Annotated in this window: 15 protein-coding genes; 7 read left to right on the top strand and 8 right to left on the bottom strand. The window is 60.4% G+C overall.

Annotation, left to right across the window (positions count from 1 at the left end; translation table 11 throughout):
- Positions 1-4 precede the first annotated feature (4 nt).
- Both U5A57_RS11460 and U5A57_RS11465 read right to left on the bottom strand, forming a co-directional pair.
- Positions 5-1,621, bottom strand: a complete 1,617-nt coding sequence (locus U5A57_RS11460; protein WP_415774023.1) for a multicopper oxidase domain-containing protein — start codon at positions 1,619-1,621, stop codon at positions 5-7.
- 84 nt (positions 1,622-1,705) lie between these two features.
- Positions 1,706-3,274, bottom strand: a complete 1,569-nt coding sequence (locus U5A57_RS11465) for a multicopper oxidase family protein (RefSeq protein WP_321910896.1) — start codon at positions 3,272-3,274, stop codon at positions 1,706-1,708.
- A gap of 575 nt (positions 3,275-3,849) precedes the next feature.
- Here U5A57_RS11465 and U5A57_RS11470 point away from each other — a divergent pair.
- Both U5A57_RS11470 and U5A57_RS11475 read left to right on the top strand, forming a co-directional pair.
- Complete coding sequence (locus U5A57_RS11470) at positions 3,850-4,701, top strand: hypothetical protein (RefSeq protein WP_321910898.1); 852 nt, start codon at positions 3,850-3,852, stop codon at positions 4,699-4,701.
- Positions 4,702-4,886: 185 nt separating this feature from the next.
- Positions 4,887-5,075, top strand: coding sequence for a hypothetical protein (locus U5A57_RS11475; RefSeq protein WP_321910899.1), 189 nt, complete (start codon positions 4,887-4,889; stop codon positions 5,073-5,075).
- 62 nt (positions 5,076-5,137) lie between these two features.
- Here the strand turns inward: U5A57_RS11475 and U5A57_RS11480 are convergent, their stop codons facing one another.
- Positions 5,138-6,124 carry an alpha/beta hydrolase gene (locus U5A57_RS11480; RefSeq protein WP_321910900.1) on the bottom strand — a complete coding sequence of 329 codons (987 nt, stop codon included), beginning with the start codon at positions 6,122-6,124 and terminating at the stop codon, positions 5,138-5,140.
- Between the two features lie 193 nt (positions 6,125-6,317).
- Between U5A57_RS11480 and U5A57_RS11485 the strand changes: the two genes are divergently transcribed.
- The 4 genes from U5A57_RS11485 (at position 6,318) to U5A57_RS11500 (ending at position 9,705) form a co-directional block, all read left to right on the top strand.
- On the top strand, positions 6,318-6,938 hold the full coding sequence (locus U5A57_RS11485; RefSeq protein ID WP_321910901.1) for a carbonic anhydrase: 621 nt from the start codon (positions 6,318-6,320) through the stop codon (positions 6,936-6,938).
- A 112-nt stretch (positions 6,939-7,050) separates the two neighbouring features.
- Positions 7,051-8,580, top strand: a complete 1,530-nt coding sequence (locus tag U5A57_RS11490) for a SulP family inorganic anion transporter (protein ID WP_321910902.1) — start codon at positions 7,051-7,053, stop codon at positions 8,578-8,580.
- A gap of 200 nt (positions 8,581-8,780) precedes the next feature.
- The gene (locus tag U5A57_RS11495) at positions 8,781-9,107 is read left to right on the top strand and encodes a hypothetical protein (RefSeq protein ID WP_321910903.1); all 327 of its coding nucleotides are present in this window, start codon (positions 8,781-8,783) and stop codon (positions 9,105-9,107) included.
- A 214-nt stretch (positions 9,108-9,321) separates the two neighbouring features.
- Positions 9,322-9,705 (top strand): VOC family protein, encoded by a 384-nt coding sequence (locus U5A57_RS11500; protein WP_321910905.1) that lies wholly within the window; start codon positions 9,322-9,324, stop codon positions 9,703-9,705.
- 27 nt (positions 9,706-9,732) lie between these two features.
- Here the strand turns inward: U5A57_RS11500 and U5A57_RS11505 are convergent, their stop codons facing one another.
- Together U5A57_RS11505 and U5A57_RS11510 are read right to left on the bottom strand one after the other, a co-directional pair.
- Complete coding sequence (locus tag U5A57_RS11505; RefSeq protein WP_321910907.1) at positions 9,733-10,200, bottom strand: type II 3-dehydroquinate dehydratase; 468 nt, start codon at positions 10,198-10,200, stop codon at positions 9,733-9,735.
- A 4-nt stretch (positions 10,201-10,204) separates the two neighbouring features.
- A complete protein-coding gene (locus U5A57_RS11510; protein ID WP_415774607.1) occupies positions 10,205-11,548 on the bottom strand; it encodes an MFS transporter in 1,344 nt (447 codons plus the stop codon).
- Between the two features lie 126 nt (positions 11,549-11,674).
- Here U5A57_RS11510 and U5A57_RS11515 point away from each other — a divergent pair, with 126 nt between their 5' ends.
- The gene (locus tag U5A57_RS11515) at positions 11,675-12,460 is read left to right on the top strand and encodes an IclR family transcriptional regulator (RefSeq protein WP_321911322.1); all 786 of its coding nucleotides are present in this window, start codon (positions 11,675-11,677) and stop codon (positions 12,458-12,460) included.
- Positions 12,461-12,467: 7 nt separating this feature from the next.
- Here the strand turns inward: U5A57_RS11515 and U5A57_RS11520 are convergent, their stop codons facing one another.
- From U5A57_RS11520 to U5A57_RS11530, 3 genes are all read right to left on the bottom strand, one after another.
- Positions 12,468-12,992 carry a GNAT family N-acetyltransferase gene (locus tag U5A57_RS11520; protein WP_321910909.1) on the bottom strand — a complete coding sequence of 175 codons (525 nt, stop codon included), beginning with the start codon at positions 12,990-12,992 and terminating at the stop codon, positions 12,468-12,470.
- Between the two features lie 51 nt (positions 12,993-13,043).
- Positions 13,044-13,748, bottom strand: coding sequence for a hypothetical protein (locus U5A57_RS11525; protein ID WP_321910911.1), 705 nt, complete (start codon positions 13,746-13,748; stop codon positions 13,044-13,046).
- A gap of 69 nt (positions 13,749-13,817) precedes the next feature.
- Positions 13,818-14,597, bottom strand: coding sequence for a Type 1 glutamine amidotransferase-like domain-containing protein (locus tag U5A57_RS11530; protein WP_321910912.1), 780 nt, complete (start codon positions 14,595-14,597; stop codon positions 13,818-13,820).
- Positions 14,598-14,633: the final 36 nt, after the last annotated feature.

Below are 14,633 nucleotides of genomic sequence, written 5' to 3' on the forward strand. Positions count from 1 at the left end.
GCCTCTAATTCGATTCGTCGATCAGGAACGCTTGCGGATCAACGAGCATCATCATCATCATTCCGCCAGGGAAGATGTTGTTCGTGGTGATCTCGCGCTCGTTGTGCGAGTGCCACATGAAGGCAAAACCGGCTTCCGTTTGCGGCGGATTCACCACCGTGCCGCTTGGCGGCGTCGTGCCCGTGGGCGCGGTCGCGCGTATGGTCGCGTCCGGTCCCAGATAAGGACTGCCGCCGTACCAGAAGCCGTTGGTCAGCACGTGCGAGTCGGGCAACGTGACCGGGCCGCCGCTGCCCACCTTGCCGAACGGATGCGCTTCAAGCGCCTTGTTGTGGTCCGCGCACCACTCGTAGTAGTTCGGCGCCGTCGGATCCTGCGTGTAGTAGCCGTTCGCGTCCGGAATGCAAACGCTGCCGTCGCCGGGATAGTGCCCGTAGACGTCCCAGTTCAGGCCCCTGCCCGTCCAGTAGAAAATCCCGTCCATCGCAAGGCCCGGCGTCGTGGTGGTCGTGAACAGCAGCGGGCCGGCGACCTTCGTCGCGTCGGTCTTCGAAAGCAGCATGTTGCCGTCGCGCGCGAGCACACGCACGTGGTTGCCGTGCTCGTGGAACGGATGCTGCCAGCGGCCCGTGCCGATGATCCGCAACAGAACCAGCTCGCCCGGGTGCATGTGCGGATTGCCGTTGTATGGCTGATTCGGATACTGCGCCGCGTAGTTCGGGTCCATGTCGTCCGGCATCGAGCGCCCGTTCACCATGAAGTACGCCGGGTGATAGGGTTCCGTCTCCACGGTCATGCAGCCGGTCGGATTCGTGCACGCGTTGCTGGCCTGCTGCTCCGCCTGGGCATGAATGCGCGGATCCACTTCGGAGAACTGAAACAGATATTCGCGGTCGTAGCACGCTGCGCTGTGGTTGTAGGCCGCGGCGGCATTGCGGAAATCGGGCTGGCCGTCGAGCAGCTTGCGCGCTCCCTGGATCGGGTTGCAGCCAGTCGGTACGGCGAGCGTGCCGGGCGACGAAGTCGGCAGCACGATGACCGCGCCATACAGGCCCATCTCGATCTGCAGATCGCCCTGCGTGCCGCTGTAGTAGGCATGCGTGCCGGGTGTGGCGGCAACGAAGCTATAGGTGACCGTGACGGTATGGGACGCCTCGCGCGTGAGCAGCCCCTGCACGCCGGTTGGCGTGCCGGAGCAGACCTTCGTCGTCGGATCGATGGTGCCCAGGCATACGTCAAAGCCGGGAAAGAGAATCGACGTGTTGCCCGCCGCCGCCGGCAGATTGTTGGTGAGCGTCACGGTGACGATGTCGCCCTGGTTGACGATCAGCGTCGGGCCGGGAATCTGCATGGTGGGACAGTTCGCACCGGCAATGTTGGGCGGCGAAAAGCCGGCCGGCGCGGTGTTGCAGCCATAGCCCCACGAATAGACGCTATTGCCGTCCGGCTGGGTGATGCGGTTCGCCTCGGCGCGCAGGTCGAAATGCGTGCCCGTGATGCCGGGCGCGGCCGCATGCACCGGCATGTAGAAGAGCGCAGCGAGCGCCGCCACGCCGAACCGTGCAAGCCGTCCGAGGCGCGCGAGGGTCGCGGTTCCTAAGCGGTAAGTGATATGTCCCACGGCTCTTCTCCTAAGTGCAGGACTTTCTGGCCGAGTCCATGGCGGGTCAGCCGTGAACTGTTTTCATCGACTGCAAGAGGCGTCTCATAGCGTGCAGACCTTCGTTTTCGGGTCCACCGACCTGCAGATGTGCACTTCGGTCATCAGGCCTCCGAAGTTTTCCTGGTCGTTCGCCAGATGATCCAGATTCGGCGTGTACAGATAGAAGACCTGCCCGGACTGATACTTCGTCGTGTCGCTCGCGTCGAGGATCAGATCGAGCGACTCCCCGCCACCGAGCGTGATCGAGTTCGTGTAGTAGGTCATGTCGTTGCCGGACATGTCGCGCAGCAGCCGCGCGTTGACGGCGACCACGTGCATCGGAATGCCGAGCGAGGCGAGCGTCTGATATTCGGTGACGTCGAGATCGGAGATCCGCAGCAGCACCTTGCCGCCAACAGGAATATTGATCAGCGACGGCAGCGGTTGCGAGAAACGCGGCACGCCGTCCGACGCGGGCGTGGAAAGCGCACTCGGATTCACGGTGTCGGGGTAGCTGCGGCCATTCAACATGAAGAACTTGTCTTTCATGTCGGTGAACGGTTCCGGATTGAACGTCATGCCGACGAAGTGGAAATTCGGATCGAAGCCATGAATCTGCACCGGATACTCGACGTCGTAGGCGGTTGAGCCGTCGCCGTCGTTGTAGGCGTAAAGCGTGGGCGTGCCGCTCAGGTTGTTCGCATGCAGCACGCCGTTCTGCGCCGGCAGCGGCGTCGAGCACAGGATGTCGGTACCGCACCGCGTACGCAGATCCTGTTGCTGCGACACCAGCGACTGGTACAGCGACTGGCCTGCGGGCACGCGGTTCTGGCGCGGCCGCACGAAGATCTGCCCGACCATGCCCATCTGCAGGTGCTCCGGCGGCGTGATGTGGCAGTGCCAGAAGTAGGTGCCCGCATCCGGCGCGAGGTAGTAGTACGTGAAGCTCGCGCCGATATTGATCGCGACCGAGGCGTCCGGCACACCGTCATAGAACGACGAGGCGTTCGGATAGCCGTGGAAGTGGACCGTATGCCTCTCGAACAGGTCGGGGCGCATGATCATGCCGACGTTGGTCAGCGTGAGGAAGAACTCGTCGTCCTCGTCGATCGCCATCATCGGCGCGGGCTCATTGCCGTTCATCACGCCAATGTCCATGATCGGCCGCGGGTCGACATGGCCGGTGAGCTGACCAGGCGGAACGGATTCCGGATCGGGCGTGAGACCGACCGCGCCGTTATAGGTCGGATCCGTTCTGGGGTCGCCGACGGTGTTGAACACCGAGGCGAACTCCGTGCCCGGCAGGCCGGCCTTGATGTCGGCGAGGCCGGACAGCGGCCCGAAAGCGAACAGATATGTCTGCACGCCATTGGCCATCGTCGCGTAACCGTCGCCGCCCGAGATCTGCTGGCACTTGATCGCACCGTTGACGACACCGGTCGACGCCGAGGTCTGGCCTGTGAAGGACGGTCCCGTGTACGGCGGCTCGCCGGCGCCGGCCGCCAGCGCCGTTGGATGGGACGGCGTGGTCGGCGGGCATTGAACCATGAACGACTGGGAGAATGAGGGAATCGCAAACATCGTGAACAGCAGTGCTGCCACGCTATTGCGACACATGCGGATGCTGAACATATGACCTCCGTCCTTGGGGTCAACCAGCGCGTTACGCGCTGTACGGCGCGTTCTATTGCCAATGCGGGCCCATGCAACCGTCACACTGACCCGTATCAGGATTTTGGATTTGGGCAACGGGACCTGCGATGGGTCACCTCCCTACACTTGCAGTAGGGCAAACCCAGCGCCTTGTGCGGTTGCCCTCCTGACGAACAACTGAGTGTGTCCTGGCCAACACAAGCAACGTGTCATGCCGAGATTCCGGCAGCGAAATGGTCCAAGGGGGTGCGCCGTTGCTTTCATTTATGTTTCAATGACATCACGGCTTCGTTACGTTTCGTTTCGGTTTCGGCGACCACGCGGGCGATCCGGCTCGTGCTCGTCGAATAAATCTGAGGATTGAAACGTCGTTCTTATGTGTTCTGTGGCATATAGCGGTGACTTCCGGATGGGTACAATCCCGCGTATTCACGTCCGGCGCGAAAATGCGAAAACCGCAGACGCATCTCGAACACGAGGTCAAACGGGCGACACTCACCTCCTGGTTTCTTTACCGGCGAGGGACTTGGCGTACTTGGCGGCGGGGGTGGGTCATGGATTATCTGGAAAAGAAGGCCGTGCTGAATCTCGTTGAGCGGAAAGATCACGTCCTTGAATTTGTCGGGCGAGATCACGAGAAGCGGACGTATTACCCGGCCAGGTCGATGTGGTTGAAGCTGGAGCAGCTTCAGGTGGCGCAACAACTCGTCGAGCCCCTGGACGAAGACCGGCAACCGATACTGTCCACATCGCTACACGGTGTGGCACATCTGGACGGCCAGGAACTCTCGATCATTGGCATTCCTGATCAAGCAACGCGTACGCTCCAGGTATCATTCGAGGCCCGCGACGTCAGCACGGCCGACCGGCTTGGTTTGCGCGCGCTAGAAGACGAACTCGGTAACTCGCTGTCCGATGTGGCGCTCGGCACGGCCCGACTAGGATTCAATTCTGCCGACGAGGAGACCGGAGAACCCGAGCAATGGTGGCTCGCCTGCCACATCCCTCCCGCCTGCCTGCAGGTGCTTGCGCAAGCGATCTCGGAAGGCCAGCTTGGCGCTGTGGAGTTGGGGCTGACGATGCGGCATATCTACACGGCCGAAAGTCCGGCGGCGAACCCCGCGCGCCAGCCTCGGCTCTTTCTCCGGCCCAGCGACAGCGACGACACGATCGAATGGCCGAGTATCGCAACTGGCTTTGTCACCAACCTTCGGATCGACTTTGCAACGGCTTCATTGCGCGGCTCCGCAGCGAGTGGCGACGAAGCGGTCGCGGCAAAGCTCGTCGCCGATGCCGTGAGCTCCCTGGGACCGACGCTGCTTAATCTGCGATTGACTTTACGATGGATCGGCATCCTCATTGCCGTGTTGCTGTTCCTTGAGGTGCTCGAGCGGCTGCAGATCTGATCCGGTTGGCCGCAGGCCGCCTGCGCTTTTCGTGGAGGTTTGCAGCCACATCTTGCTGTTGAGATAATCCTTCTTATCACAATGCATGAATTTTATGGAATAACTACGGCGTGGAAAAAACCGCCTGACGCGGCGACTTCAGGCCTGCTAGACTATGAGTTCCCCCGAAAACCATGGAGGGAGCCATGATGACCGTTTATGTAGTGAAGACCGGTGAACAGTACCTCTGCTGCGCAGAGGACGGCGACATTGGCATGGCACCGGAAATTGAAGGGGCCAAGTCCTTTTCGTCGTACGCAGAAGCGGAAAAGGCGGCGCACGAAAACGCCGACCCCGGATACGAAATCGTCACCGTCAGCGTGACTGTGCACTAACGCGGAGTTCGCCGCTGGGCGCCCGGCGAAAACGGGCACTGGCGGCGCAGGCTGTTTTGCATCTACTTACTGGCACTTGTCGCCTGCCCGGCAAGGAAGTTCAAGATAATCTCGTTCACCTCTTCCGGACGCTCTTGCTGCACCCAATGACCCGCCTTCGCAATGAGATGCTTCTTCCATAGGTTGGGAACGTTGAGTTCCAGCGCGTCATAGTCCTTCGCCGCCATCTTCACGACGCCGTCCAATTCCCCCGCGAGGAAAAGCGTTGGCTGCATAATGCGAGCACCATCAAGGAAGCTGGTCAGCGCCCAGTTTCGATCGATATTTCGATACCAGTTGATGGGTCCACGAAACCCGCTCCGCTCGAATTGACCGACTAGATACTGCAAATCCGTTTCGGTCAACCATGCCGGGAGTTCATCGGGTAATGCGAGGTTGTCCACGAGCCGTGTCGATTTGGGAAAGGTCGAGAAATTGGCCAACTGCCCTTTCGCCACCGCATCGCCTGATGCCGTGTACAGAATGCCGAGCACCGAGCGGCGGATATCTTCTTCGAGTTCGCGCTCGGCGCGTCCCGGCAACTGAAAATAGTCCTGATAGAAGTGACATTCCTGCGTGATCTGGGCAAAGCGCACCGATGGACGCACCAGACGTCGAGGCATGTAAGGCACGCTCAGCAGGCCGAGAACGGGAAACAGCTCGGGGCGCAGCAGCGCAGCGTAAGCAGCGACGGCAGCCCCCCAGTCATGGCCGATCAGAATCGCGCGATCTTCGCCGAGAGACTTGACGAGGCCGACCAGGTCCCCGACCAGATTCAAAATATCGTAAGCCTCGACGGATTCCGGGGTATCGGTGAGCCCGTAACCGCGCTGGTCCGGTGCGACCGCGCGATAACCTGCAGCCGCCAACGCTTCTATCTGCCAGCGCCACACGTACCAGGATTCCGGCCAGCCATGGCAGAGCAGCACGAGTGGCCCCGTGCCTTTTTCGACATAGTGCATCCGGATGCCGTTGACGTACGCGAACTTCTGTTGCAGCCCGTTCATCATGGAGTCGACCTCGTTTTGAGCGATGGGAAACGCCTGGCGATCAGAATGTGACAGGGCGTGCGTTGCGGGACTGTTTTTTTATATTCGCCTTGCATTGTTCCGATTTATTTTTTTAAAACATCGCGCGATTTTCTGATAGAAAGCTATACGTAAGGATTGAGCGGAGCCACCGCTCTGAATGGAGCCTCGACGCATGAATCTTCCGAAACGTATGCTCGTTGCCAATGTCGCGTGGGCGCAGGAAATTGCCTCTCGCGACCCGCAATTCTTCAGCGCGCTAGCCACCGGGCAGAAGCCGCAAGTGCTCTGGATCGGCTGCTCCGATAGCCGCGTGCCAGCGGAAAGCGTCACTCACTGTGCACCTGGCGATTTGTTCGTTCACCGCAACATCGCCAACCTTTTTCACTCCGACGACGACAACAACATGAGCGTGCTCGAATACGCGGTACGCGTGTTGCGGGTCAAGCACATCATTGTCTGTGGACACTACGGTTGCGGCGGCGTGCGCGCCTCGCTGCTCCCGCCCGCCGACGCGCTGCCCCACGTGAACCGGCGCATCAAGCCGCTTTGCGCGCTCGCGCAGACACATCGCGCAACGCTCGCGCACTTGCCGTCGGAAGAAGCACGCATCGACCGTCTCGCCGAACTGAACGTGATCGAGCAGGTGCGCCTGCTGCGCGAACATCCGCTCGTGAGCGAGAGCGCGCCCGCGCCGCTTGTACACGGGTGGATCTTTTCGCTCAACAACGGGCAGCTACGCGAACTTGCGTCGGGCTACGACGCTGAAACCGCGATGGCCATCGCAGCAGCCTGAGCAATCCGCTCAGGATTGCGTGATCCAGGCACGGCCCGACCGTCCGTGCCGCCCGCCAATCGCGTGCGGAATTCGCCGACTCCTCTACTCTTCTTTTCTTCCTGCTTCCGTCATGACTTCGAGAGCTTCCCTGTCTGCGTTTGCGCGCGACCTCGCCGCCGGTACCGTCGTCTTTCTCGTCGCGCTGCCGTTATGCCTCGGTATTGCAAGAGCATCCGGCGCCGAGCCGTTGACCGGCCTCGTGTCCGGCATTGTCGGCGGCATCGTCGTCGCCGCGCTCAGCGGCTCGCGCCTCAGTGTGAGCGGCCCCGCCGCCGGACTCGTCGTGATCGTCGTGGATGGCATCGCACGCCTCGGCAGTTTCTCAGCATTCCTGATTGCTGTATTGCTCTCAGGGGTGCTGCAGTTCGGATTTGGCATGCTCAAAGCCGGGCGGCTCGCCTCGTATGTGCCCACGCCGGTCATCAAGGGCATGCTGGCAGCAATCGGACTGCTGTTGGTGATCAAGCAGGTGCCGCTCGCACTGGGACTGACGTCGGGCAACAACGCCGAATCGTTGACGGGCGCGCTTCAGTCGATCTCGCCTGTCGTCTGCGCGGTTGCCTTGCTCTCGCTTGCCATTCTCGCGGGCTGGGAAACGCGCGCATTGCGACGCTTCGCGCTCGTGCGACTGGTTCCCGCGCCGCTTGTCGTCGTGATTGCAGGCATCAGCGTAACGCTGGTTTGCGGCGCGCCTGGCTCTGGTTTTGCGCTGCCGGTCGAGCAGCGGGTGGCGCTGCCCGCCATCGAATCCTTCGCGGCATTGGGCGAGGCACTGCAATTCGGCGACTTCGAATTGAGCTTCGCGCGGCTTGCCGACCCGGAAATCTGGATCGTGGCCATGACGCTTGCCGTCGTCGCGAGTCTCGAAACGCTGCTGAGCCTCGAAGCGGTCGAGCAGATCGATCCGCAGCGGCGCGCCGCGCCGCCGAATCGCGAACTCAAGGCACAAGGTATCGGCAATATCGTCGCGGGCGCCATTGGGGGGCTGCCCATCACGTCGGTCATCGTGCGCAGTTCGGCAAACGTGCACGCCGGCGCGCAAAGCCGGCTCTCTGCGATCGTGCATGGCGTGCTGCTGCTTGTCAGCGTATTCGCGCTCACCGACGTGATCAATCTGATTCCGCTCGCAAGCCTTGCCGCCATTCTCATTCATACCGGCTTCAAGCTCGCCAAGCCTTCGTTGTTCGTCGCGCTCGCGAAACAAGGCGTGGCGCCTCTCGCGCCATTTGTCGTTACGATCGCCGGCGTGCTTGCCACCGATCTGCTCACGGGAATCGTGCTCGGCGTGCTGTGCAGCGCCGCTCTCGCGCTGTGGGCGAATCTGCACCGGCCGATCGCCCTCGCGTGCCATGACGACCATTTCCTGCTCTCGTTTCGCAAGGACGTGTCGTTTCTCGGCAAGGTGCCGCTCAAGCAGATGCTCGCCGATATTCCGGACCGCGCGACGGTCATCGTCGACACCACACGCGCCGATTTCATCGATCACGACGTGCGCGAACTGCTCGAGCGCTTCGTTGCCGATGCGCCGCTAAGGTCGATCGCGGTGGAGATACGGCATGCCGCAGGCATCCTTCCGCCTGCAACACGTTCTGGCGCTTGAACTGCCGCCCGTGATCGTCTGGCGGCAGCCAGGCCCGGAGTCCTCGTTGGCCGCCACAGCCGTCGTAACAGCAAAAGCTCGCACACCTCGTGTGGTGAAAACGTCAAAACCACGCTGCCGTATTTTTGAAATGTATTTTTTGAGGATCATTATTGGGCAACGAACTTTGAATCCGTTATGCAGGTAAATGGGGGCATTTCATGGGCAGCGCGCTAGTTTGGGCAGCAATCCCTCACAACAGCGATGGGGTCGTGTTTCAGGTTCGCGTAATTCGCGGGCTCCAACGCTTTCATATTTCGCGCCGGGCGCTTGAGGAGGCTTTCGGCCTGGCGCCTCAGGCATCGGATGCACGACAGCTCGAACTCTTTTATCAACACACGACTCACATCTTGAGTCGCGCCATGCAAAAACGTCCGATTGCGGGCGCTGGCACCGCTGCGCTTCAGACTGCGGATTTCGCCATGCTTGTGGAAGTGGAACACGGCGCGGCAGCGTATTCGTTGGAAACGCAAGGGTATCTGGCTTGAAAACGGGTGGCTGTTGATGAAAGCGGTCGTTCGTGCGCGGGAAATCGAACGTCGAGCGAACGCCGAGCGAACGTCGAGAACGGGTTGCGTCTGCTCTCAGGTCCGGATGTAGACTTCGGATATGCGCCGTGACGCAGCCGTTGTGCTGGAGGTCTGTCAAGATATCCGGACCGGGCGCACCACACTCGAATCCCCCGTCGCCGGAGGCCGCATTATGGCCACTCAACTCAATCACACCATCGTCTGGTGCTCGAACCGGAGCGCCTCAGCGAAATTCCTGACCGAGATGCTGGGCCGGCCAGCGCCGACCCACTTCGGCCACTTCGACGTCGTCGAACTGGACAACGGAGTCTCGCTCGACTTCGCCAACGCCAACGGTCAGATCCAGCCGCAGCACTACGCTTTCCTCATAAGCGAAGCCGACTTCGACGCCGTCTTCAGCCGCATCAAGGATCGCGGCCTTGAGTACTCGGCCGACCCAATGGGTAGCCGGTCAGGCGAGATTAACCACAACGATGGCGGACGCGGCGTCTATTTTCGCGATCCTGACGGCCACTACCTCGAAGTGATCACCCGGCCTTACGGCAGCAGCGGCTGACAGCGGCCGGGTGGTTCGCACCGGGTGTCATCTGTTTTCAGCGCCGGGCTCAAGCCTGTTGCCCCACAGATCGTCGATCGCGCGAATCGCCAGCAAATAGCCGTTCGCGCCAGCCCCACAGATCACGGCAGTCGCCGCCACCGAGATCGACGAGTGACGATATTCTTCGGAACGCCGGTGGATATTGGTGATATGCAATTCCACCACCGGCCGGCGGACGAGTTTGACTGCATCGAGCACCGAAATCCGGCCGAACGAAAAACCGGCCGGATTGATGATCAGCGCGGCGTCCTGCAGGAATGCTTCCTGGATCCAGTCGATCAGCTCGCTTTCACTGTTGGTCTGGCGGAACACACAGTCGAACTTGAGCGCATCGGCCAGCGTCAGGCAGTTCTGTTCGATATCGTTAAGCGTGGTCGTGCCATAAATATGAGGCTCCCTTACGCCCAGCATGTTCAGATTGGAGCCATTGAGGATGTAGAGTTTTCGATTCATGGTGTCAATGCGTAGAGGAATGTTCCAGGGCGGTGCCTTTGGTTTCCCGGGATACCGCGATCATGACGAAGGAGAGCAGGTTCAGCGAGCCGCACACGGCTACGATGGCCCACGGAGAACCGTGAAAGGCATTGAGCAGCGCCACCGCGACTATCGGCATTGGGCCGCCGGTGAGCAGGTTGGCGCCCGAGTACGCCAGTGCCGACCCCGTGTAGCGCGCCTCGGTCGGAAAGGACTCGGCGAACCAGACCGGCTGGATGCCGCTTTGGAACTGTGTGAAGCCGAGGAACGCGCCCATCACGGCCATTGTCATGGCGATCGAGTTCTGGTTGAGAACCGGAAAATAGATCAGGCAGCATATTAGTGTGCATAACGAACCAATCATCAATGCACGTTTGCGTCCGAGCCGATCGCTCAGGTAGCCGCCCACCAGGGCGCCCACAATGGCACAGACATTCGCAACCATCAACAGCATGAAACCGGTCTGCTTCGGTACACCGAGGTGTTTCGTCAGGTAACTGAGCGAGAAAACCACGATCAAGTAGAACAGCGCAGCCGGGCCACAGAAGAACAACGTGAGGCGCAGCGCGGTGCGCCAGTGATATTTGAAAACGACGCCAAGCGGATTGACGGCGCGTGTGGAAGTGCCGCCCTTCTTGAGCGACTCGAAGGCAGGCGTCTCGCTAACCTTCCTGCGAATGTAGATGCCCAATAACACGAGAACAAAGCTTGCCAGGAACGGGACTCGCCATCCCCATGCATCAAAGTCGTCCGACGAGAGCAGCGCGGCCAGTGTAAAGAGCGAGAAATTGGCGAGAATCTGGCTAAGTGGCGAGCAAATGCCAAGCAGCCCCGAATACCAGCCACGTCGGCTGGCAGACGCATGCTCCACCGCCATCAGTTGCGCGCCTGTCGATTCGCCGCCGAGTGCGAAGCCCTGAATGATGCGCAGCGACACCAGTAGCGTCGGTGCGAGTATGCCAACTTGCTGGTAAGTGGGCAGCACCCCCATCAGGAACGACGACGCACCCATTACCGACACGGTGATCAGCATCAGTTTGCGGCGCCCCCAACGGTCACCGAGGATTCCGCAAATCACCGCGCCGAGCGGCCGTGCAGCCAGCCCTGCCCAGAAGCTCGCCAGCGACGCTAACAGCGAGGCCGTTGGGTCGAGTGAGGGGAAAAACAGTTTGGGAAAAATCGTGGCCGCGACCACGCCATACAACGCGAAATCGAACCATTCGAGCGCCGTACCGACGGTCGCGCCGGCGACTGCCCGACGCGCCATCAAGTGAGCTTGCGCAGACTGTTCGTCCGCAGCAAGGTCAGACCGAGCGAAAGATGACATTTTGTCTCCTGAATTTCCTTATGTTGAACGTTCGTTTCTGGCGACGAACAGATGCTATTGTTTGCGCTGCAAAGGAGGCCCGTTCCGCACCGGAACTGCATTTTATATTGTGAAAAACGCGCAAAAATGTCGCTAAAGAATGGCCTGAGAGTTCTGGATTTTCTGGCGTCGCAAGGCGAAGGCGCGGGCCTCGTGGCCATTGCCGACGCGTTGTCTCTGCCGCGCAGCACGTGTCATCGCGTCCTCGCCGAGCTGGTCGAAAGCGGGTATGTCCGGCAACTGGTCGATCACAGCCGTTACATCCTGACAATGCGCATGACGTCGAACGGACTCGAATTCCTGAGCCTGACGGGCATTGCGGATATCGCCCAGCCGATCATCGAGCGCATTGCCGCGCAAACCGGTGAACTGGCGCGGCTGTCACTCGTCGACGGCGAAGCGATTATCTGGGTGGGTAAGGCGGACGGACAGCGCGTTGGCTTTCGTTACGATCCCGACATGGGCCACGCGGCACGACTTTCATGCACGTCGACCGGGCACGCGTGGCTCATGACAATGACCGACGAGCAGGCGGTCGCATTGGTGTTAAAGCAGGGCTTCGGACAGCCGAATGAGTTCGGACCCAACGCGCCGACAACGCTCAAGGCGCTATTGGGATTCCTGCACGCTGCGCGCGTGCGTGGCTACGCGATGATCGACGAAGTGTTTGCTCCGCGCATGTCTGCGGTGGCGGCGCCCGTGGTTAGCGGCTCGCGCTGCGTAGGCGTCATCAGCCTGGCCGGTCCGCGGGTACGACTGACTGCTGAGAAGATTCACGAGTACTCGGTACTGCTGCGCGAGGCGGCCAATGAACTGGCCCAATTGAGCAATATGGCGGGATTCCCCAGTCGGCCGCCTCTCGGCAAAGGATGAAGTGACTTCATGATCTCGTGGAAACCGGGTGGGCTGGTCTCTCGTACAGTGACCAGACATACCCGCCGGGTTGCGACTCCGTGTACAGCCCTGCGCGGATAAAGCCAAGCGACTCGTACCAGGCGCATAGCTTCGCGTTGTGGATGGCGCAGTCGAGTCGAACGAAACGCCGGTTCAAGCCGCTCACCTGGTTAGCGCACCAATCAAGCATGAAGCTCCCGAGCCCGCGCCCGTTAAAGTCCTTGCGCACAGAAAGCCCATGAACATAGCCGGCAACCGGTGCTTGATGCCCCCAGTGATTGTCCTCATCCAGCACGAGCGAAAACGCCCCGACCAGCGTCCCTTCCATCTCGACGACATACACTTCTTTTTCAGAGACATTGTTTCGTACCCAGTTCTCGGAAAACCCGTCGCCTTCCCTGCCCCACGCATAGTCGCGGTACGTCACCTTCTTCGCGTGTGCATCGTTGCGAATCTGAGTCAGTAACGGCACGTCATCTGCCGTCGCCCGGCGGACGCTTTTCGATGTCATCGCTCATTTCTCCGTTGCAGAGTCTCGGCGAGATGAATCACGCCTCGCTGTTCACAGCCGACTCAGAATCTGGCGCTCGTAGGCTGACCAGTCTCTTCGGGAATTCTCAATCGAGAGCTTGGCTAGCGGTAGTTGCTGAAACAGAGCGTCGGTGATTTGCCGATAATCGCGATATAGGGAGATTAACCCGTCTAACCCCTGGTAACCTTTGCGCACACAGTACGGACTCGCGAGTTTCCAGTTCACCTGATAGTCGATCCACTCGGGCCCGCGCTCCGTGCAGACGGTTCGAACCGCTTTTTCGACGTCTTCCTGCCAAAGGTAGAGAACGAACGGATTGAGTGGCGCAATGACTACGGCCAACGCCTTTACGTAGTCAACAATCAGTGCTGTATCGGCGTCCATCAGCAGTAGATGAGTCAGGTCTCCATGAAACAGTTGACCATCCATCACCGGGATTGGCGAATCCCTCTGTGTTGCCTCGACAAAAGCGGCCCACCTGGCCAGCGCACGGTCGGCCAGATCCCGAGGTGTCGCGTCCCGCCACGGCTCGAACCAGTGTTCGAGTTCGTCCGTCGCTCGCACCGGGTGGGGCTCAGTCCTTTCATGTATCGGCAATGCCGCGCGCCCCGAATCTTCCAGGCGCCTGGCAATCAGGCGCATCGTCGTTGACTTGCCCGAACCCATGATGCCTTCGACGATAACCAGCCGATGGGCGGCGGTTTCTGCACCACAGGGATTCGGCGGGATCGCCATTTGTGCCGATAACACCTTGTAAGATGACCGGTAGCTCCAACAACAGCCCTATTCGACGCCCGAGCGCGATCAACCAACAACCTCGCTTCGCATACCGTCCATCACAAAGGCCTCACCGTCTCTCAACGTTCGATATGGTATTTGGTGGCGCTCGTAGAATTCCACTTCTTCGCCCACTGCAGCCGATTCGGGATGATCTGATTCGAAGTGCACCACGAGCGAAAGCGGCAACAGTCGGAGCCCGTCCCATACTACCGGTAAATCGTAACCCGGCGGAATCTCAGCGGGATCGCTCACGCGGACCAGTGCGCGCAGCGTGCTCGAGGCAATCACCGCCGCCGCGCTAAATCCTGCATAGACGATTCTGTCGCGCTCCAGCAAATCGGCGATCGCGACATCGAATCCGCTTTGCTTCATTGCCCTGCGCAGGATGAATGCGTTGCCGCCGTTGACCCATACCGCGTCGAACTGCTGTAGTGCCTCACGCAGTCGATCCGTCGCACCAAAGAACTGCCGGAGATCGAGTTCTTGCACGGCGAATCCTAATGCCCGGAGTTTTGTCGACTGACTTTCCAGCCACTGCGCTCGCGCTGCTTCACGATGGTCAAGCGCGTTGACGATAACCGCTGCGCGCATTTCACCGCCGACTAGCCGTACCAGTTGCTCGGGTCTGGCGCCTACATCGAATGATGAAAGGTAGATGCGCATGGCTTGCTGAGTTTGATCCGCCGACAAGCGTGAATGCGTACCGGCGGTGGCTATCAGTGGCCATTTAGCATGTGTCCGGCGCCCTTCGTGGACAGCGATGGCAGCTTTCTGCACGGGACGCGTCCACGAGTCGATCGTCACACCGAGTCGTGGAATGCGGTTTGATCATCGGCTCAA

Source organism: Paraburkholderia sp. J11-2, assembly GCF_905220185.1.
Taxonomy (GTDB): Bacteria; Pseudomonadota; Gammaproteobacteria; order Burkholderiales; family Burkholderiaceae; genus Paraburkholderia.

Excerpts from the sequence above, each read along its gene's own strand:
- U5A57_RS11465 (WP_321910896.1), bottom strand. The coding sequence starts at position 3,274 with ATGTTCAGCATCCGCATGTGTCGCAATAGCGTGGCAGCACTGCTGTTC.
- U5A57_RS11470 (WP_321910898.1), top strand. The coding sequence starts at position 3,850 with ATGGATTATCTGGAAAAGAAGGCCGTGCTGAATCTCGTTGAGCGGAAA.
- U5A57_RS11475 (WP_321910899.1), top strand. The coding sequence starts at position 4,887 with ATGATGACCGTTTATGTAGTGAAGACCGGTGAACAGTACCTCTGCTGC.
- U5A57_RS11480 (WP_321910900.1), bottom strand. The coding sequence starts at position 6,124 with ATGATGAACGGGCTGCAACAGAAGTTCGCGTACGTCAACGGCATCCGG.
- U5A57_RS11485 (WP_321910901.1), top strand. The coding sequence starts at position 6,318 with ATGAATCTTCCGAAACGTATGCTCGTTGCCAATGTCGCGTGGGCGCAG.
- U5A57_RS11490 (WP_321910902.1), top strand. The coding sequence starts at position 7,051 with ATGACTTCGAGAGCTTCCCTGTCTGCGTTTGCGCGCGACCTCGCCGCC.
- U5A57_RS11495 (WP_321910903.1), top strand. The coding sequence starts at position 8,781 with ATGGGCAGCGCGCTAGTTTGGGCAGCAATCCCTCACAACAGCGATGGG.
- U5A57_RS11500 (WP_321910905.1), top strand. The coding sequence starts at position 9,322 with ATGGCCACTCAACTCAATCACACCATCGTCTGGTGCTCGAACCGGAGC.
- U5A57_RS11505 (WP_321910907.1), bottom strand. The coding sequence starts at position 10,200 with ATGAATCGAAAACTCTACATCCTCAATGGCTCCAATCTGAACATGCTG.
- U5A57_RS11510 (WP_415774607.1), bottom strand. The coding sequence starts at position 11,548 with ATGTCATCTTTCGCTCGGTCTGACCTTGCTGCGGACGAACAGTCTGCG.
- U5A57_RS11515 (WP_321911322.1), top strand. The coding sequence starts at position 11,675 with ATGTCGCTAAAGAATGGCCTGAGAGTTCTGGATTTTCTGGCGTCGCAA.
- U5A57_RS11520 (WP_321910909.1), bottom strand. The coding sequence starts at position 12,992 with ATGACATCGAAAAGCGTCCGCCGGGCGACGGCAGATGACGTGCCGTTA.
- U5A57_RS11525 (WP_321910911.1), bottom strand. The coding sequence starts at position 13,748 with ATGGCGATCCCGCCGAATCCCTGTGGTGCAGAAACCGCCGCCCATCGG.